The 19,223-nt window shown below is 64.4% G+C and carries 17 protein-coding genes and 1 riboswitch; of the genes, 11 read left to right on the top strand and 6 right to left on the bottom strand.

All coding sequences use genetic code 11. From position 1 onward, the window contains the following. Positions 1-7: 7 nt before the first annotated feature. The gene (locus tag ACFPQ5_RS07430; RefSeq protein WP_379752951.1) at positions 8-406 is read left to right on the top strand and encodes a hypothetical protein; all 399 of its coding nucleotides are present in this window, start codon (positions 8-10) and stop codon (positions 404-406) included. Here ACFPQ5_RS07430 and ACFPQ5_RS07425 read toward each other — a convergent pair. From ACFPQ5_RS07425 to ACFPQ5_RS07410, 4 genes are all read right to left on the bottom strand, one after another. Further along, positions 403-744 (bottom strand): SMR family transporter, encoded by a 342-nt coding sequence (locus tag ACFPQ5_RS07425; RefSeq protein ID WP_379752948.1) that lies wholly within the window; start codon positions 742-744, stop codon positions 403-405. The two genes, ACFPQ5_RS07430 and ACFPQ5_RS07425, sit on opposite strands and share 4 nt — an antisense overlap. A 57-nt stretch (positions 745-801) precedes the next feature. After that, entirely contained in the window at positions 802-1,251 is a 450-nt protein-coding gene (locus ACFPQ5_RS07420; protein WP_379752945.1) for a DUF2147 domain-containing protein, read from the bottom strand. An 86-nt stretch (positions 1,252-1,337) separates the two neighbouring features. Then, entirely contained in the window at positions 1,338-1,706 is a 369-nt protein-coding gene (locus ACFPQ5_RS07415) for a VOC family protein (protein WP_379752942.1), read from the bottom strand. Between the two features lie 85 nt (positions 1,707-1,791). Continuing rightward, complete coding sequence (locus ACFPQ5_RS07410; protein ID WP_379752939.1) at positions 1,792-4,581, bottom strand: valine--tRNA ligase; 2,790 nt, start codon at positions 4,579-4,581, stop codon at positions 1,792-1,794. A 312-nt stretch (positions 4,582-4,893) separates the two neighbouring features. Then, positions 4,894-4,995: riboswitch (TPP riboswitch) on the top strand. Between the two features lie 60 nt (positions 4,996-5,055). Between ACFPQ5_RS07410 and thiC the strand changes: the two genes are divergently transcribed. The 7 genes from thiC to ACFPQ5_RS07375 all read left to right on the top strand — a co-directional run bounded on the left by thiC (position 5,056) and on the right by ACFPQ5_RS07375 (position 10,689). Then, complete coding sequence (thiC, locus tag ACFPQ5_RS07405; RefSeq protein ID WP_379752936.1) at positions 5,056-6,936, top strand: phosphomethylpyrimidine synthase ThiC; 1,881 nt, start codon at positions 5,056-5,058, stop codon at positions 6,934-6,936. A 2-nt stretch (positions 6,937-6,938) separates the two neighbouring features. Then, positions 6,939-7,142 carry a sulfur carrier protein ThiS gene (gene thiS, locus ACFPQ5_RS07400; protein ID WP_379752933.1) on the top strand — a complete coding sequence of 68 codons (204 nt, stop codon included), beginning with the start codon at positions 6,939-6,941 and terminating at the stop codon, positions 7,140-7,142. 9 nt (positions 7,143-7,151) lie between these two features. Next, entirely contained in the window at positions 7,152-7,934 is a 783-nt protein-coding gene (locus tag ACFPQ5_RS07395; RefSeq protein ID WP_379752930.1) for a thiazole synthase, read from the top strand. Continuing rightward, a complete protein-coding gene (gene thiD / locus ACFPQ5_RS07390; protein WP_379752927.1) occupies positions 7,931-8,680 on the top strand; it encodes a bifunctional hydroxymethylpyrimidine kinase/phosphomethylpyrimidine kinase in 750 nt (249 codons plus the stop codon). The genes ACFPQ5_RS07395 and thiD overlap by 4 nt, the downstream gene beginning before the upstream one ends. A 9-nt stretch (positions 8,681-8,689) precedes the next feature. Then, on the top strand, positions 8,690-9,313 hold the full coding sequence (gene thiE, locus ACFPQ5_RS07385) for a thiamine phosphate synthase (RefSeq protein ID WP_379752924.1): 624 nt from the start codon (positions 8,690-8,692) through the stop codon (positions 9,311-9,313). A 110-nt stretch (positions 9,314-9,423) separates the two neighbouring features. Continuing rightward, the gene (locus ACFPQ5_RS07380) at positions 9,424-9,900 is read left to right on the top strand and encodes a chemotaxis protein CheW (RefSeq protein WP_229467419.1); all 477 of its coding nucleotides are present in this window, start codon (positions 9,424-9,426) and stop codon (positions 9,898-9,900) included. Between the two features lie 123 nt (positions 9,901-10,023). Then, positions 10,024-10,689: an ion channel gene (locus ACFPQ5_RS07375; protein WP_379752920.1), complete on the top strand. Its 666-nt coding sequence runs from the start codon at positions 10,024-10,026 to the stop codon at positions 10,687-10,689. Between the two features lie 308 nt (positions 10,690-10,997). Here the strand turns inward: ACFPQ5_RS07375 and ACFPQ5_RS07370 are convergent, their stop codons facing one another. Continuing rightward, on the bottom strand, positions 10,998-12,557 hold the full coding sequence (locus ACFPQ5_RS07370) for a S8 family serine peptidase (protein WP_379752917.1): 1,560 nt from the start codon (positions 12,555-12,557) through the stop codon (positions 10,998-11,000). 330 nt (positions 12,558-12,887) lie between these two features. Here ACFPQ5_RS07370 and ACFPQ5_RS07365 point away from each other — a divergent pair, with 330 nt between their 5' ends. Together ACFPQ5_RS07365 and ACFPQ5_RS07360 are read left to right on the top strand one after the other, a co-directional pair. Continuing rightward, positions 12,888-13,994: an S-(hydroxymethyl)glutathione dehydrogenase/class III alcohol dehydrogenase gene (locus tag ACFPQ5_RS07365; protein ID WP_379752914.1), complete on the top strand. Its 1,107-nt coding sequence runs from the start codon at positions 12,888-12,890 to the stop codon at positions 13,992-13,994. A gap of 114 nt (positions 13,995-14,108) precedes the next feature. Then, positions 14,109-14,756 (top strand): hypothetical protein, encoded by a 648-nt coding sequence (locus tag ACFPQ5_RS07360; RefSeq protein ID WP_379752911.1) that lies wholly within the window; start codon positions 14,109-14,111, stop codon positions 14,754-14,756. Positions 14,757-14,903: 147 nt separating this feature from the next. Here ACFPQ5_RS07360 and ACFPQ5_RS07355 read toward each other — a convergent pair whose 3' ends face one another. Beyond that, positions 14,904-16,679: a DUF885 domain-containing protein gene (locus ACFPQ5_RS07355; RefSeq protein ID WP_379752908.1), complete on the bottom strand. Its 1,776-nt coding sequence runs from the start codon at positions 16,677-16,679 to the stop codon at positions 14,904-14,906. 213 nt (positions 16,680-16,892) lie between these two features. On the opposite strand from ACFPQ5_RS07355, the gene ACFPQ5_RS07350 reads away from it, so the two are divergent. After that, complete coding sequence (locus ACFPQ5_RS07350) at positions 16,893-19,151, top strand: TonB-dependent receptor domain-containing protein (protein ID WP_379752906.1); 2,259 nt, start codon at positions 16,893-16,895, stop codon at positions 19,149-19,151. Positions 19,152-19,223: the final 72 nt, after the last annotated feature.

The raw sequence follows: 19,223 nt of genomic DNA, 5'->3' as shown, positions 1-19,223 counted from the left end.
GAATCGCATGTTCAGTCTGGATGATTTCGGCAAGCTGCAATTCCTCGAAGGCCGCTGGAAAGGGCAAAGCGCCGACGGCAAGGATTTTTACGAGGAATACGACCGGCCGGACCAGCGCACTTTCCGTTCCCGCCGCTTCAATAGCGAAGCGTTCACCGACCATAGCGACGGCAGCACGATTTCGTTTTTGGACGGCGAAGTGCTGTCGACCTGGGGCGAATTCACCTGGCGCGCATCCGAGATCGGCGCCGCGCACGCCAGCTTCGCGCCGGTGCAGGCAGCCACCCAGTTCACCTGGCGCCGCATCGACGACCGTACCCTGGAAGCGCATCAGCGCTGGAGCACGGATGGCGGCGAGGAGCAGCAGCACACGATCCGCATGACGAAGGTGATCCAGATCGGCTAGTGCCCGACGCTTTTTGAAAACAGGTTAATCACCAACACACCGGCGATGATCAGGCCCAGCCCGATCAGGGCGGCCAGGTCGAGGCTTTGCTTGTAGACGATCCAGCTCACGATCGAGATCAGCACGATCCCCACGCCCGACCAGATCGCATACGCGATCCCCGTCGGCAGCACCTTCAAACTGAAGGTCAGCAGATAAAACGAGGCCGCATAGCAGACCACCGTGAGCACGCTCGGCCCCAGGCGCGTGAAATTCTCGGTCGCCTTCAGCGCCGTGGTGCCGATCACCTCGACCACGATGGCCAGGCCCAGGAAGAGGTAGCTTTGGTAGAGCGTCATAACTCATAAAGATAAAAAAAGCGGCCGCGCGGGCCGCTTGTGTGGGGCAGGCGCGGCTTACTGCTCGCGCTGCCAGACTTGCGAGCGGCCGAACATCGGCGCGCCGATATAGCCGCGCACTTCCAGCTTCTGGCCGCCGTCGCGCAGGGTGGCCTTGCTCTTGTAGACCTTGCCCTTGGCCGGATCGAGGATCTCGCCGCCGGTATATTCGTTGCCATCCTTCTTGAGGCCCGAGACGATCGTCAAGCCGATCATCGGCTGGTCCTTGCGCGAGTCGGTGCACGCGGTGCATTTCGGGTTCTGGTCTTCGTTCGGGCCGCGGAACAGCTTCTCGATCTTGCCCTGCAGGGCGCCGTTTTCCTCGGTAATGCGCACCAGGGCTTTCGGCTTGCCGGTTTCATCGTCGATGGTCTTCCAGACGCCGACCGGCGAATTATTCTGGGCCAGGGCGGCGGCACTGGTGAACAGCATGGTGGCCAGGAGGCCGGCTTTGATCAGGGGGCGCATGGTGATGTCTCCATTGTTGTGGTGTCGCTGGCCGCAGTGTAGCAAACCCTGTACGCAACTTGGCAATAAAAACGTTGCCGGATGTTTCAGGCGCCCGGCAGTTCGTGCCCGATCATGATGCGGTGGCCATCGACCGTGCGCAGGCCGAATTCGCGCATGTCCCAGGGTTCGCTTCTGAGCGGCTTGGTGATCTCGGTGCCGGCCGCAGCCACCCGCGCATATTCGGCATCGGCGTCCTCTACCACAAGGTAAGCAAAATACGAGTGAAAGCCTGTGTCCGCCACGGGCATCGCGTCGCGGCATTCGCCGGCCATGATGCGGCAGCCGTCGCGCACGAACATGCGCCAGCCCGGGTCGCCCATCTCGTGCACCGCGAAGCCGAGGGCGTCGCGATAGAAGGCGGCGGAACGTTCGAGGTCGTGGACTGCCAGCACGTACATGTGGTCGCGGATCATGCGGTCTCCTTCACTACAAGGATAAAAAAAACGCGGCCGGAGCCGCGTTTCGGATCAGGCCATTTTAGCCCGCAGCCAGCTCAGTTTACAATTTTGCCAGCTGCTCCTGCATCTTCGCCAGCGTCGCCGAGAAGTTCGCCACGCGTTCCTTCTCCTGCGCCACCACCGCGGCCGGCGCACGGGCGACAAAACTCTCGCTCGACAGCTTGCCGTTGGCCTTGGCGATCTCGCCTTCCAGGCGCGCGATCTCCTTCGAGAGGCGCTCGCGTTCGGCCTTGACGTCGATTTCGACCTTCAGCATCAGCTTGGTCGTGCCGACGATCGAGACGGCGGCCGGCGATTCCGGCAGCGCGTCGACGATCTGCACCTCGGCGAGCTTGCCGAGCGACTGGATGAAGGGCGCGAAGCCGGCCATGTTGGCGCGGTCCTCTTCGCTGCCCGGCTCGACGATCAGCGGCACGCGCACCGACGGCGACAGTTTCATCTCGCCGCGCAGGTTACGGGTGGCGTTGGTGAGATCCTTCAGCTGCGCCATCCAGGCTTCGGCACCTTCGTTGATCAGGGCTTCGTTGGCGACCGGGTAGGGCTGCAGCATGATCGAATCGCCGGTCTTGCCGGCCAGCGGCGCGATCGCCTGCCACAGCGCTTCGGTCACGAACGGAATCACCGGATGCGCCAGGCGCAGGATCACTTCCAGCACGCGCAGAAGCGTGTGGCGGGTGGCGCGCTGCTGCGCCTCGGTGCCCTGCTGGACCGAGACCTTGGCCACTTCCAGGTACCAGTCGCAGTACTCGTCCCAGACGAATTTATAGATGGCGCTGGCGATATTGTCGAAGCGGTAGTCGGCAAAGCCCTTCGCCACTTCCAGCTCGACGCGGTTCATCAGCGAGATGATCCAGCGGTCGGCCGGCGACAGGTCCGCTTCGTCCGGCTGGCCGCAGTCCTTGCCTTCCGTGTTCATCATCACGAAGCGGGTCGCGTTCCACAGCTTGTTGCAGAAGTTGCGGTAGCCCTCGGCGCGGCCCAGGTCGAAGTTGATGTTGCGGCCCAGGGAGGCGTAGCTGGCCATGGTGAAGCGGACGGCGTCGGTGCCGAAGGCCGGGATCCCGTTCGGGAACTCTTTACGCGTGGCTTTCGCGATCTTCTCGGCCGCGCGCGGGTCCATCAGGCCCGCGGTACGCTTGGCCACCAGCGACTCGACGTCGATGCCGTCGATCAGGTCGATCGGGTCGAGCGTATTGCCCTTCGACTTCGACATCTTCTGGCCCTGCGAATCGCGCACCAGGCCGTGCACGTACACGGTCTCGAACGGCACCTTGTTGGTGAAGTGCGCGGTCATCATGACCATGCGCGCGACCCAGAAGAAGATGATGTCGAAGCCGGTCACCAGCACGGACGACGGCAGGAACATCTTCATGTCCGGCGTCTCTTCCGGCCAGCCCATGGTCGAGAAGGGGACGAGGGCCGACGAGAACCAGGTGTCCAGCACGTCTTCGTCGCGGCGCAGTGCGCCCGTGATGCCTTGTGCGGCAGCCTTGGCCTTGGCTTCTTCCTCGTCGCGGGCGACGATGATGTTCCCGGCTTCGTCGAACCAGGCCGGGATGCGGTGGCCCCACCACAGCTGGCGCGAGATGCACCAGTCCTGGATGTTACCCAGCCACTGGTTGTAGGTCGTGCTCCAGTTCTCGGGCACGAACTTGATCTCGCCGCTGGCGACCTTTTCCAGGGCCACTTCGGTGATCGATTTGCCCGGATTGAAGGTGCCTTCCGGCGCCGGCTTGGTCATGGCGACGAACCACTGGTCGGTCAGCATCGGCTCGATGACGACGCCGGTACGGTCGCCGCGCGGGACCATCAGTTTATGGGGCTTGATCTGCTCGAGGAAACCTTGCGCTTCCAGGTCGGCCACGATCTGCTTGCGCGCGGCGAAGCGGTCCATGCCCTGGTACTGGCTTGGTGCGTTCTCGTTGATCTTGGCGTCGAGCGTCATGATCGTGATCGGCGCGAGGCCCGCGCGCTGGCCGACGGCGTAGTCGTTGAAGTCGTGCGCCGGCGTGATCTTCACGCAGCCGGTGCCGAACTCCTTGTCGACGTAGGAGTCGGCGATGACCGGGATCTCGCGGCCGGTCAGCGGCAATTTCAACATCTTGCCGTGCAGGTGCGTATAGCGCTCGTCGGTCGGATCGACCGCCACGGCCACGTCGCCCAGCATGGTTTCAGGACGGGTAGTCGCCACCGTCAGCGAGCCGGAGCCGTCCGCCAGCGGATAGCGGATGTACCACATCGAACCGTCTTCCTCGACCGAATCGACTTCCAGGTCGGAGACGGCGGTGCCCAGCACCGGGTCCCAGTTGACCAGGCGCTTGCCGCGGTAGATCAGGCCCTGCTCGTACAGGCGCACGAAGACTTCGGACACGACCTTCGAGCGCGTCTCGTCCATCGTGAAGTACTCGCGCTGCCAGTCGGGCGAGGCGCCCAGGCGGCGCATCTGGCCGGTGATGGTGTTGCCCGACTTTTCCTTCCACTCCCAGACCTTCTCGATGAAGGCGTCGCGGCCGAGGTCGTGGCGCGAGATCTTCTGGGCGTCGAGCTGGCGCTCGACCACGATCTGGGTCGCGATGCCGGCGTGGTCGGTGCCCGGAATCCAGGCGGTGTTATAGCCGCGCATGCGGTAGTAGCGCGTCAGGCCATCCATCACGGTCTGGTTGAAGGCATGGCCCATGTGCAGCGTGCCCGTCACGTTCGGCGGCGGCAGCTGGATGCTGAACGATGGTTTGTCGGCGTCGAGGGTGGCGGTGAAGTAACCGCGCTGTTCCCACTCGGCGCGCCAGTATTGCTCGATGTCGGCGGGCTCGAAAGACTTGGCTAATTCCATGATGTGATGGCGTTTGAATGTGCGAAAAGAGCCATTATAGAGGAGGAGGGAGGGGAAGCGGTCTTGCCGGGGATGCGAATTTTCGGCGGCCGTGGCGCTGTTGCGTGTTCCGTTATCGGTGTCTCGAATCCGCTTGGGCACAGAGTGCCCACCCTACGGAAGGAGCCAACTAATGGGGTTTCGTATGAACTTGCCAATAACGGTACCCGTAGGGTGGGCTCTCCGAGCCCACGCGGATTCGACCCCATGTACAGAGATTATTTGCTTGTCAATGCTACCGAAGCAGCTATAATCCGCTCGCTGCTACACGGCAGCACACGCTAGGGGTCCTGCGCACTGACGGTGCGCGGGTGAGAAATACCCTCTGAACCTGATCTGGATAATGCCAGCGAAGGGAAGCTTCCGAGACACGGTCGTGCGCACGCACGCCTGCATCTTCGGCCTCCTTTGCTGGCTCCTGCCCAAAGGAGCCACATGAATGCACGACTAGAGTTTGACGCCGCCACCGCCACGGTGGACACGGCCGCCATCGCATCCTTCCCGAATTCGACCAAGGTCTACATCGAAGGCAGCCGCCCCGACATCCGGGTGCCGATGCGTTCGATCGCGCAAAGCCCGACGCCCGACAGCTTCGGCGGCGAAGTCAATCCGCCGGTCTTCGTCTACGACACTTCCGGCCCTTATACCGACCCGGCCGCGCAGATCGACATCCGGCGCGGCCTGCCGGCCATGCGCCGCGACTGGATCGACGAGCGCGGCGATACCGAGGAGCTGCCCGGCCCCAGCTCCGCCTTTGGCGCCGAGCGCCTGCAGGATGCCAGCCTGGACGCGCTGCGCTTCGGGCTGCAAAGGAAACCGCGCCGCGCGAAGGAGGGCGCCAACGTCACGCAAATGCACTATGCGCGGCGCGGCATCGTCACGCCCGAGATGGAATTCGTGGCCCTGCGCGAAAACCTGCGCCGCAAGGAATACCTGGCGCAGCTGGAAGCGGGAGGGCCGCAGGGCCGGCGCATGGCCGAACTGCTCGGCCGCCAGCATCCGGGCCAGTCCTTCGGCGCCGCCATCCCGCCTGAAATCACGCCGGAATTCGTGCGCGAGGAAGTCGCACGCGGGCGCGCCATCATCCCGGCCAACATCAACCATCCGGAAAGCGAGCCGATGATCATCGGCCGCAACTTCCTCGTCAAGATCAACGCCAACATCGGCAACTCGGCCGTCACGTCCTCGATCGGCGAGGAAGTGGAAAAGATGACCTGGGCGATCCGCTGGGGCGCCGACAACGTGATGGACCTCTCCACCGGCAAGCACATCCACGAAACGCGCGAATGGATCGTGCGTAACAGCCCGGTGCCGATCGGTACGGTTCCCCTCTACCAGGCGCTGGAAAAGGTGAACGGCAAGGCCGAGGACCTCACCTGGGAGATCTACCGCGACACCCTGATCGAACAGGCCGAGCAGGGCGTCGACTATTTTACGATCCACGCCGGCGTGCGCCTGGCCTACGTGCCGATGACGGCCAAACGCCTGACCGGCATTGTCTCGCGCGGCGGTTCGATCATGGCGAAATGGTGCCTGGCGCATCACCGGGAATCCTTCCTCTACACGCACTTCGAGGACATCTGCGCCATCATGAAGGCTTACGACGTCGCCTTCAGCCTGGGCGACGGCCTGCGCCCCGGCTCGATCTACGACGCCAACGACGAAGCCCAGCTGGCCGAACTCGCGACCCTCGGCGAACTGACGCAGATTGCGTGGAAGCACGAGGTGCAGACCATGATCGAAGGGCCGGGCCACGTTCCGCTGCACCTGATCCGCGAGAACATGCGCCTGCAGCTCGATGGCTGCATGGAAGCGCCGTTCTACACGCTCGGCCCTTTGACCACCGACATCGCGCCGGGCTACGACCACATCACCTCCGGCATCGGCGCCGCCCACATCGGCTGGTTCGGCACCGCCATGCTGTGCTACGTGACGCCGAAGGAGCACCTTGGTTTGCCCGACAAGGCCGACGTCAAGGAAGGGATCATCACCTACAAGATCGCGGCCCACGCGGCCGACCTGGCCAAGGGCCACCCGGGTGCCCAGATCCGCGACAACGCCCTGTCCAAGGCGCGCTTCGAATTCCGCTGGGAAGACCAGTTCAACCTCGGCCTCGACCCGGACAGGGCGCGCGCCTTCCACGACGCCACGCTGCCGAAGGAATCGGCCAAGGTCGCGCACTTCTGCTCGATGTGCGGGCCGCATTTCTGCTCGATGAAGATCACCCAGGAAGTGCGCGCCTATGCGGACCAGGGCATGCGCGAAAAGGCGATCGAGTTCGTGCGCGGCGGCGCCAAGCTGTACCGCGAGGTATGAACATGCTCGACATTGAACTCAATGGCGCGGCCTATCGCCTGCCGGCGGGCCAGACCCTGGGCGACCTGGTGCGCGCGCTCGGCATCGAAGGGCAGGCCATGGCGCTGGCCGTCAACCGCGAAGTGGTGCGGCGCCAGGAATGGAGCGGACGGCTGCTGGCGCAGCGCGACCGCGTGGACATCGTGCGCGCCATCGGCGGCGGCTGAAAGGACAACATGAACGACAACCCACTTACTATCGCAGGCAAACAATATCGCTCGCGCCTGCTGGTCGGCAGCGGCAAGTACCGCAGCCTCGATGAAACCCGGGAAGCTACGCTGGCGGCCGAGGCCGAGATCGTGACGGTGGCGATCCGGCGCGTGAACATCGGCCAGGACCCGCATGCGCCCAGCCTGCTCGACGTGCTGCCGCCAAAGGATTTCACGATCCTGCCGAATACGGCTGGCTGCTACAACGCGCAGGATGCCGTCTACACGCTGCAAATGGCGCGCGAGCTGCTCGACGGGCACAAGCTGGTGAAGCTCGAAGTGCTGGGCGACGAGACGACGCTGTTCCCGCACATGCCGGAGACACTGAAGGCGGCGGAAGTCCTGGTGCGCGACGGCTTCGACGTGATGGTCTACTGCAGCGACGACCCGGTGCAGGCGCGCATCCTGCAGGACATCGGCTGCGTGGCCGTGATGCCGCTCGCGTCCCTGATCGGCTCCGGCATGGGCATCCTCAATCCGTGGAACCTGAGTCTGATCATCGAGCAGGCCAGGGTGCCGGTGCTGGTCGATGCCGGCGTCGGCACGGCATCGGATGCGGCCATCGCCATGGAGCTCGGCTGCGACGGCGTGCTGATGAATTCCGCGATCGCTCACGCGCGCGAGCCGGTGCGCATGGCGCGGGCGATGAAGCTGGCGGTGCAGGCCGGCCGTGAAGCTTACCTGGCCGGGCGCATGCCCAGGCGCTTCGCGGCCGCGCCGTCCTCGCCGGTCGAAGGACGCATCGCGTGACGGTTCCCTCGGTACTGGTCTTCGCCGGCCTCGACCCGGGCGGCGGCGCGGGCCTCGCGGCCGACGTGCTGGCGATCGCCGCCCAGGGCGCGCATGCGCTGCCCGTGGCGACCGCGCTCACGGTGCAGGACAACAACCGCGTGCACGCCGTGCATCCGGTGGACGCCGGGCTGGTGCTGCGGCAGGCCGAGGCCTTGCTGGCCCGCTGCCGCATCGGCGCCGTCAAGATCGGCATTCCGGGCAATCGCGAGAACGCGCAGGCGATCGCCGGCCTGCTGCGCCGCCTGCGCGCCATCGATCCAGATCTGCCGGTCGTGCTCGACCCGGTGCTGGCGAGCGGGGGCGGCGACGCGCTCGGTGCCGATGACCCGGTCGAGAGCCTGGCCGGGCTGCCGGCGCTGGCGACGATCGTGCTGCCGAACGAGCCGGAGGCATGCCACCTTGGCAGCCTTCCCTGTCCCCACCTCTTGATCACGGGCGGCCATGGCGACGGCCAGTTCGTCGTCAACCGCTGGTATCGCGGCGGCGAGCTGGCACGGCGCTGGCGCTGGCCGCGCCTGCCCGGCGACTACCACGGCAGCGGCTGCACGCTGGCGGCGGCGCTGGCGGGCCGCCTGGCGCTGGGGGAGGGCATGTTCGACGCCCTCGGCGCGGCCCAGGCCTATTGTCACGCGGCGCTGGCGCAGTCCTTCGCGATCGCACCCGGGCAGCGCATCCCGCGCCGCTTCTTACAACCCACACCTTGAGGAGCCCGCATGCGCGGCTTGTATCTTGTTACCCCGAACTGGGACGACACCGACCGGCTGCTGGCCGCCACCGAATCCGGCCTGCGCGGCGGCGCCGTGCTGGTTCAATACCGGCACAAGGACGCCGGCGATGCGCGGCGGCTGGAACAGGCCACGGCCTTGCTGGCGCTGTGCCGCCGCTACGGCCGGCGGCTGATCATTAACGATCACCTCGACCTGTGCATGCGCATCGACGCCGATGGCGTGCACCTGGGCGGGACGGACGACGCGCCGGCACTGGCGCGGCGCCTGCTGGGGCCCGGGAAGATCGTCGGCGCTTCCTGCTACGGCCAACTGGCGCTGGCGCACGCGGCCCAGGAAGCCGGCGCCAGCTACGCCGCCTTCGGCGGTTTTTATCCGTCTCCCGTAAAAAAATACGATTTTGTTACGGCGCCGTCGATCCTGGACACGGCACGCGCCGAACTGCGGTTGCCGCTGGTCGTCATCGGCGGCATGACGCCCGAGAACGCCGCACCGCTGGTGGCGCGCGGGGCGGACATGGTGGCGGCGATCACTAGCGTGTATGGCGACGCGGCTCCGGAAACGGCCGCGTGGCGCTTCGCGGCGTTGTTCCACACCTCGGCGCGCCGGTAAATCTCGTTGCAGGGGCGAGACAGATCAGACTTTAAGCGCTTTCCCCTATTTATTGCCATGCGGAAAAACTATAGAATCCCCGTATTCTATTCTCTGACCTCATCACTACCATGGACAACACATTGATGAACGATGGCGTGCTCGAAGCGCTCGCCTTCAAACTCGGCAACGAGGAATACGGCATCAAGATCCTGAAAGTTCAGGAAATCCGCGGCTACGAATCGGTCACCCGCATCGCCAGCGCGCCGGAACACGTCAAGGGCGTGGTCAACCTGCGCGGCACCATCGTGCCGATCGTCGACATGCGCATCAAGTTCAAGCTGGGCGAGCCGACCTACAACCAGTTCACCGTCGTGATCATCCTGAACATCCAGGACCGCGTGGTGGGCATGGTGGTCGATTCGGTGTCCGACGTGATTTCCTTGACCGCCGACCAGATCAAGCCGGCCCCGGACATGGGCGGCGCCCTGAACACCGACTACCTGGTCGGCCTGGGCACGGTCGACGAGCGCATGATCATCCTGGTCGACATCGACCGCCTGATGTCGTCCGAAGAGATGGGCGTCATCGAGAGCATCGCCGCGTAAGCCGCCTTGTTCCATCCGAAACCCGCCCGCGTGGCGGGTTTTTTCATGGGCCGGGCGGGCGTGCGTGCCCCCGCGCCGCTTGTGCCTACAATAGCGCCATCGCAAATCCAACAAGAGAATTCGATGCGCTTGCTTCGCCTGCTCGTCCGTACCCGCCGCCACCCGTCCGCTATCCTGCTGCTGGCCCAGCTGCTGGGGATGTTGCTGTATCCCTTTCTTGAACGCACCCACTACGGCCACGTCGCCTTCAATGCCTTCGGCATCGTGATCCTGACCTTCACCATCCGCATGGTGCGGCGCACGCCGGGCCACACCTGGCTCAGCGTGGCCATGGCCGTGCCCATCATCGCGCTGCTGTCGGCCCAGATGTTCCTCAACCTGCCCGTGCTGCAGGCCTGGGCGTCCGGCCTGGAGGCGCTGTTCTACTTCTATGCCGCCGGCAGCCTGATCGCCTACATGATGGCCGACCGCCACGTCACCACCGACGAGCTGTACGCCGCCGGCGCGACCTTCACGCTGCTGGCCTGGGGTTTTACGCACCTGTACCTGGTGGTGCAGGCGCTGGCTCCCGGATCGTTCGCAGCCGCCGTGAACCCCGAACTGCCGCGCACCTGGACCGAGCTGAATTACCTCAGCTTCGCGCTGCTGTCCTCCACCGGCATCGGCGACGTCATCCCGCTGACCGTGCACGCACGCGCGCTGGCGAGCATCGAGATGTTCGTCGGGCTGATGTACCTTGCCTCGGTGGTCGCGCGCCTGATCGGCTTGACGATGCAGCCGTCGAAATAAACATGTTATGTGCGCCAACCGTTAACCGTGGCGCACCGTAGGGTGGGCACTTGTGCCCACGCGTCATGGCACGATAGATCAGTCGAGCATTACGCCGCAGGGTTTCAACCGGTGATCTTGATCGGCTTGACGATGCAGCCGTCGAAGTAGGGTGGAGTCCCGACTCCACGCGGTTCACGGCCGGCAAACCCGGGACGTGGAATCGGGCCGCGTGGTTTCCACCGATGAAAACGCGTGGAGTCAGGACTCCACCCTACAAAAAAAAGGACGCCGAATCGGCGTCCTTTCTCGTTACAGCTTAGAGCAGCTTAGTTACCGCAGCCCAGCGACTTGATGCGGTCGTAGGCAGCCTTGGCTTGCACCAGGCCATAGCCGTACTTGGTATCGCGGCCGGCGGTACCCAGGTCTTGCGCGCTCTTGCCGAGCGAGCTGCGGATCTGGACGGCGGTACAGGTCGGGAAGTAGCTCCACACCAGCGCGGCGACGGCCGACACGTGCGGCGTTGCCATCGAGGTGCCGTCGTAGTAGGCGTAGTTCGATGCCTTGATGCCGACGGTGGCGCTCTGGCCCAGTTGCAGCTTCATCGCCGCGCCATCGGTGTCGGTTGCGGTGACCGACGGGATGTTGGTCACGGTGGTGCCCAGCGTGCCGCCGAAGGCGCCTGCCACGTTGTTGTACACAACGGCGCCGACGCCGCCGCTGTTCTGGCAGTTCGAGACCTTGACCGCGAAGTCGACCGTGCCGCGCTGGATCAGGCAAACCTTGCCCGAGACGGCGGTGTTGACCTTGTCGCCGATGCCGAAGTCGGCCAGCGGCGCGGTCGCGGTTTTCACAGGCGAGCCTTCCATCGCGCCCGGTGCGTAGGTCGACGAACCAACCGTCAGGACGGCTTCCTGGCCGACGCCGGTCGGCACGGTCGACAGCACGCCGACGCCAGGACCTGCCAGTTCGACCTTGCTGTTGTACTGCGAGAAGGTCGCCCACTGCTTGTTCTCGTCGATGGCGGCGACCGAGACCACGCTGGCGTAGCCGGCAGGGTAGGAAGCGCGGGTGTTGCCGTCGTTACCGGCAGCGGCGATGGAGAGGATGCCGGCGGCTTCCAGCGAAGCGAAGGTGTTCTTCTCGGTGTTGTTCGAGATCGAACCGCCCAGCGACATCGAGATCACGTTGGCGCCTGCGGCCTTGCACTTGTTGGCCGCCGAGGACAGGGTCGACGAATAGGCCCAGGCGTCCGGACCGAAGACCTTGACGATGTGGATCTTGAGCTGCTTGTTCGGATTGACGCCGACCACGCCGACGCCGCTGTTGTTGATTGCGGCGATGGTGCCGGCCACGTGGGTGCCGTGGTGGTTTTCGTCGGTGTACCACCAGCCGGTGCCGCTGTCGTATTCGCCGGTCAGGTTGTTGCCCGACAGGTCTTCATGGTTACGGTCGATGCCCGAGTCGATGATGCAGACCTTGCGGTTGGCGGCGAGCGAATCGCTCAGTTGGTCGGCCTGGACCATCTTGATGCCGTACGGGACCAGCTGGCCGCTCGTGTACGGGGTACCGGTCGATGGCGAGGTCAGCGCCAGCGGGTAGCGCTTGGCGTCTTCTTCGATGTATTCGACGTTCGGGTTGTTTTCCAGGCCCTTCAGGGCTGCACGTGGCACTTCGATGGCCATCGCGTTTGCGCCGAAGATTTCGTGCTTGACCGCGCCCTTGGCAGCGGCGACGACGCCTTTCATGGCCGCTTTCGCGCCCGGCTTGAATGCAACGATGACACGGGTGGTATCCGGCTCTGCCGCCATGGCGGAATTGCACAGGATGCTGGCCGCCGCAGCGGTCAGGCACAGGCTAAGGATCTTGCTGGAGGTACGTTGAATCATTTTTTTACTTCTCCGTATAAAAGCCTATCGAAATGCCGCGATTCTTTGCTCGCGTGCACGTTTTTTATAAAACGATTTGTTCGCCGTGTTGACGGCTGAGTCAGTGTAGGCAGGAAATGTGCGTATTTGCAATTGTGAAATCAATCGTGCTCAGCTATGTTGTTTTGTGCATATGTGCCCGATTGAAAAACTGTATAAACGGATCGGATCGGTGGTATATTTTTGGCCCCTGCTCATGTGCAGATGCAGCAATTTGCATGGTGCATAGGCGACCTTGTTTTCCTGCTCTTGGTATGATGGCAAATCCATCTCAAGTAACAGGAACCATTCATGAAAACCAAGGCAGCGATTGCATGGAAGGCGGGTCAACCGCTGACGATCGAAGAAGTCGAGCTCGAAGGCCCGAAGGCCGGCGAGGTCCTGGTCGAAGTCAAGGCCACCGGCATTTGCCACACCGATTACTACACGCTGTCCGGCGCCGATCCGGAAGGCCTGTTCCCGGCCATCCTCGGCCATGAAGGCGCGGGCGTCGTCGTCGACGTCGGTCCCGGCGTCACCAGCCTCAGGAAGGACGACCACGTCATTCCGCTCTACACGCCGGAATGCCGCCAATGCAAATTCTGCCTCTCGCAGAAGACCAACCTGTGCCAGGCGATCCGCTCGACCCAGGGCCGCGGCCTGATGCCCGACGCGACCTCGCGCTTCTCGCTCGACGGCCAGCCGATCTACCACTACATGGGAACCTCGACCTTCTCGAACTACATCGTGGTGCCGGAAATCGCGCTCGCGAAAGTCCGCAACGATGCGCCCTTCGACAAGATCTGCTACATCGGCTGCGGCGTCACCACCGGCATCGGCGCCGTGATCTTCACCGCCAAGGTGGAAGCGGGCGCCAACGTCGTCGTGTTCGGCCTGGGCGGCATCGGCCTGAACGTGATCCAGGCGGCGAAGATGGTGGGTGCGGATAAAATCATCGGCGTCGACATCAACCCGGCGCGCGAAGCCATGGCGCGCAAGTTCGGCATGACCCACTTCGTCAATCCGAAGGAAGTGCAGAACGTGGTGGACACGATCGTCCAGATCACCGACGGCGGCGCCGACTACTCCTTCGAGTGCATCGGCAACGTCAACACCATGCGCCAGGCGCTCGAGTGCTGCCACAAGGGCTGGGGACAGTCGATCATCATCGGCGTGGCCGAAGCCGGCGCCGAGATCTCGACCCGTCCGTTCCAGCTGGTGACCGGCCGCGAATGGAAGGGCTCCGCTTTCGGCGGCGCGCGCGGCCGCACCGACGTGCCGAAGATCGTCGACTGGTACATGGAAAACAAGATCAACATCGACGACCTGATCACCCACCACCTGCCGCTCGAACGCATCAACGAAGGGTTTGACCTGATGAAGTCGGGCGAGTCGATCCGCTCGGTCGTGGTGTACTAAGCCGGTTTTTCTGTCGCCTGTTCCGCGAAAGCGACGGTTCGTCGCATGAAGCGGGCAGGCGGCGTTCGGTTCTCCTACAGTGGCTCCATCGTCAATCGACTTGTGGAGTCCACCATGCCAGCACGTTTTCCCTTTTCTTCCCGCCGCATCAGGCACGCCCTCCTGCTGAGCGCCGCCGCTGCCGCCTGCGCCGCGCCACTGCTTGCCGTGCACGCCGAGCCAACCCCGAACGGCCTGCACAAGGTGCGCAACATCCACCGTCTCGAGAGCGGCGAGCCCTACGCCCTGGTGCGCGCCGACTCGCGCATGAGCATGACCGGCAATAACGTCAGCAGCGAGCAGCTGGAAGCCCTCAAGGGCAGCGTGCAGGGCGAATTCTTCTGGTTCCGCAAGGACGGCAAGGAGTACATCGTGCAGGACGCCGCGACGCTGGCGCGCGTGCGCCAGGCCTGGGCGCCGATGGAAAAGACCGGTGCCGAGATGGAAAAACACGGTCAGGAGATGGGCCGCCACGGCAAGGCCATGGGCGACTACGGCAGCGAGATGGCGCTGGCCGCCGCCACGCTGAACAAGGCGAAGATGGAAGCCATCGGCAAGCAGATGGAAGAAGCGGGCAAGCCGATGGAAGCGATCGGCAAGCAAATGGAAGCGCTGGGCGAGCGCATGGAAGCGCAGCAGAAGGATGCCGACAAGGCGACGCGCGGGATCATCGACGAATCGGTCGCCAGCGGCGTGGCACGTCCCGCACCGAAGCGCAGTTAAGTAGGGTGGGCACTCTGTGCCCACGCGGTTTCACCGCCGGAATACCTGCAACGTTAATCGAGGCCGCGTATTTTCATGCGGTGAACCGCGTGGGCTCGGAGAGCCCACCCTACGTTACATCACCGCCAACGATTCACATCCGCCAAATCATTTCGCTTGCGCCGGCACGAACTCCTCCATCACCGCCTTGCGCAGCAGCTTCGGCGGCACCAGACCCTGCGCCAGCACGAAGTCGTTGAACTTCTGGCGATCGAACTTGCCGCGCAGCGCCACCTCGGCGGCCTGGCGCGTTTCCATCAGGCGCTGGTAGCCGTAGAAGTAGGAGGTCGCCTGGCCCGGCGCGCGGAAGGTGTAGCGCTGCATCTCCTGGGTCGCCATGCCTTCCGACAGGCCGACGTCGCGCATCAGGAAGTTCTTCACGCCGTCCGGGGTGATCTCGCCCAGGTTCACCATCGGATCGAGGAAAGCGCGCGCGGCGCGCATGGCGCGGGCCTGGAGCGCGAACAGCTGGCCATCCAAGGGCTCGTAAGGCTGCATCTCGGCTTCCGCATACAGGGCCCAGCCTTCGACGTTGACGCTGTTGAAGGCGAACACCGCGCGCGCGGTCGAGACGCCGGTTTCGATCATCTTCGCGAACTGCAGCTCGTGGCCCGGACGCGCCTCGTGCGCCGTGATCGACCAGGTGCCCGACTGGTGCGTGAAGTCGTCGAACACCAGGCGCTTGCCGCTGGCGTCGGGCGGCATGCCGGTGGTGAGCACGAATTCGCCATACTCTCCCGTGTTGCCGATCAGGCGCGGAGGGCTCATGTGCGGCGCCGGGCTGGCCGCGTTCTCGGCCATCGTCGCCAGGCGGATCACGGCCTTGCGCGACGGGAGCGTGACGATCTGCTGTTCGCGCACCGCCGATTCGATGGCCGCCAGGCGCTCGGCGTACAGCGGCATCACTTGGTCGAGCGGGATCTGCTGCTTCTTGAGTTCCGCCATCACGACGCGGTAGTCGGCATCCTTGAAGCCGCGTTCCTTGGCGATCAGGTTCGCCGTGATCTGCATCTGGTTGCGGATTTCCGCGAACGAGGTCAGGGCCTTCGAGATCATCTCCTGCGGGCCGATGTCGACGCCGAAGTTTTTCAGGTTGTCGGCATAGACTTCCGGCGGCAGGCGGTGGTCCGCACGCGCACGCGGCAGCATCTCGGTTTTCAGGCGCGCGTTGTAGGCGGTCAGCTGCTTTTCCAGCGCGTCGAAGCGGCTTTCCCAGCCTTTCAATTCGCTTTTCGCCAGCAGCTCGCGCATGCCCTTCAACAGGGTCGGGCCGTCGTTGAGCGCCTGTTCGAGTTCGCCCTTGTAGGGGCCGAGCAGGTTCTTGTTCGCCTTCAGGCGTTCCTGCAGGCGCTCGTGCGCCAGGTCCGTGATCGGACGATAGCCCTTGGCCAGGCCGGCGTATTTGTCGAGCCGCACGAGCAGGGTCTGCTGGCGTTCTTTGGGGATGCGCGGATCGAGCGTCGCGCGCACGACGCCGAAGATCATTCCGGTCAGGTCGTCGAAGGGCATGAAGTACTTGCGCTGCAGCGCGTTGGTCTTCAGTTGATCGTTCGCCTTGTCGATCAGGATTTGCAGATCCTGCTTCACCTTCGAATCCGTTTCAGTACGCATGCGCTTCTGCAGGTCGGCAATCGCCGCGCGCAGGTCGCGGTTGTTGGCTTCGAACTGGTCGCGCGACATGTCCGTGATCTGCTCGTCGTAGCCGTCCACGCCGAGCGTGCTGGCGCTTTCGGGCGAATACTTCGCCAGCACCTTCAGCAGCACCTTGGCGTTGTCGTTGCTTTTCGTGACCCAGGCGGGTTCGGCGGCGAAGGCCGGCAGCGCGAGGGCGGCGGCCAGCAGCGTGGAGAGGACGGTCTTGGCGAGAGGACGGGGAGTCGGCATTGCATTCCTTGTTAAGCGTTGACGAAAGAAGGGCGGTTGAATTCTACCCGCGCGCGTGAGCTAGCTGAAACAAGACGTTACCAAATCTTTACGCTTGTTAAGAAATTCTGATGATAGTCCCATGCGACAATCATGGTCGACCAAACTCTGCATTGCCGACGCCTTTTCATGCCTGCCCACGCTAATTCCGCTCTCCCTGACTCCCGTCCCTTCGTGAAAACCGCGATCGCCCTCGGCGCGCTGCTGGCCTGCGTCTCGGCTGCCGCGCAGGAGACCAGCCCGACACCGCCGGCAGCTGCCGCAGCGCCTGTGACCGGACAAAACCAGGCGAGCGCGGATAGCCCGGCCACCGTGACCGTCACCACCAAGCGCAACGCGAACCGCATCGACCGCCAGGTCTACGACGTCAAGGCCGACCCGGCCAGTTCGAACGACACGGTGGCCGACACCCTGAACAAGGTACCTTCGGTCGCGGTCGATGCCGATGGCGGAATCACCCTGCGCGGCAAGAGCAATGTCCAGGTCTATATCGACGGCAAGCCCTCGGCCATGATGCAGGGCGATAACCGCGCGGCCGCGATCAATGCGCTGCCGGCGGCGGACCTGGAATCGGTCGAGGTCATCAACAATCCCGGCGCCCAGTTCGGCAACGAAGGCGGCGGCGGTCCGATCCTGAACCTGGTGATGCGGCGCGAACGCACGCCGGGCGGCTTCGCCTCCGTGAACGCGAACGCCGGCACCGAGGGCCGATTCAACGTCAACAGCTTCGGCAGCTACACGACGGGACGCATGAGCGTGCAGGGCGGCGTGTTCGGCCGCCGCGACAAGCGCGAGTCGAGCGGCGAAACGGTGCGCGAACGGATCGACCCGGTCAGCGGCGGCGTCGCGCGCAGCACCTCGGCATCGAACAGCGACACCGAAAACAATACTGTCGGCATGACGGGCAACTTCAGCTACAACCTCGGCGAAAAGGATGTGATCGCCGCCAGCGTGATGGCCTCGGGCACCGACAGCGATACCGTCTCCAGCGAACGCTACCAGGGCACGAATGCCGCCGGCATCGCCGAGAGCGATTACCTGCGCCAGGCCACGCGCGACGGCCGCAACCGCAACTACAGCCTCTCCACGCGCTTCGACCACAAGGGCGATACGCAGGGCGAAAACTTCAAGATGGACCTGCGCGTCTCCGGCGCCACGAACGAAGGCGACCTGCGCAATGCCACCGGCTACACGGTGCGGCCCGTCACCGCCCAGGGCGCGCTGACCCGCCAGAACAACGAGACCGAGAACCGCATCGTCGACTTCACCGGCGACTACGAGCTGCCGGTAGAAAACGGCATGTTCAGGACCGGCTACAAACTGGCGCGCACCAGCAGCGTGTTCGACAATGCCTACCTCGACATCGACGAGGCGACGCTGGCCGAGCGCCTCAACACCGGCCGCACGAACCGCTTCGAGCTCGACGAAACGACGGCCGCGCTGTACGCCTCCTACCAGTGGCGCATCAACAGCGACTGGAGCGTGCAGGGCGGCCTGCGCGCCGAGTACACGGACGTCGACATGTTCCAGGCGACGACGAATATCCGCGCCGGCAACAGCTACCTGGACGCGATCCCGAGCGCCTTCGTCACCTATGGTTTGTCCGACGACACCACGCTGCGCCTGAACTACGCGCACCGCATCCGCCGCCCCGGCGCCGGCGACCTGAACCCCTTCGTGGTCTACCGCGACGAGTTCAACGTCTCCTCGGGCAATCCGGACCTGCGCCCGAGCGATTCCGACTCGCTCGAACTGGGCGTCGAGACCAAGCTGGGCAAGGTGGACACGACGGTTCGCCTGTACGCGCGCCGCGATACCGACCTGATCAACGAGCGCCGCGTTTTCCTTGCGAATAACGTCCTGCTGACGACCAAGGAAAACGCCGGCAGCAGCAATTCGGGCGGCCTGGAATTCACCTTCGGCGGCAAGGTCACCGACAAGCTGAGCATCAACGCCAGCGGCAATCTGGCCTATTCCGAACAGGACGTGCTGGGCAGCGCCAGCGAGGACAAGCGCACCGCGACTTCGCTCAGCGGCCGCGCCCGCATCGGCTACCAGTACGACCGCAACAACACTTTCCAGCTGATGCTCAACGCCCAGGGTAAAACCCTGTTCGGCGAGGGTTACCGGCAGCCGACCCGCACCGCCGATTTCACGTACCGCCACAACCTGACGCCGGCGCTGTCGCTGGTGCTGAATGTGAACGACCTGTTCGATTCGTCGAAGATCGAGACGGTTACCGAAACCGACCTCCTGCGCGAGTACAGCATCCGGCGCAACAATGGCCGCACCTTCACGGTTGGCCTGTCCTATCGTTTCGGCAGCTTCGGCAACAACGGCCAGCGACCGATGCGTCCGGGCGGCCCGGGGATGGGGCCGGGCATGGGCCCTGGACCGGGCGGCTTCGGCGGAGGCGGCGGACCGGGCCGCTGATCGGCGGGAGCGGAGCGCCTGGGAAATCGCCTCTGTGCCAGACTTGGGCATCGAACCGATGCCCAAGGAGGA

Origin of the sequence: Massilia suwonensis (genome assembly GCF_042655665.1) — a bacterium.
Lineage (GTDB): Bacteria > Pseudomonadota > Gammaproteobacteria > Burkholderiales > Burkholderiaceae_D > Telluria > Telluria suwonensis.
Note: the sequence above shows the minus strand (reverse complement) of the source record. Positions and strands in the feature narration are given on the sequence as shown.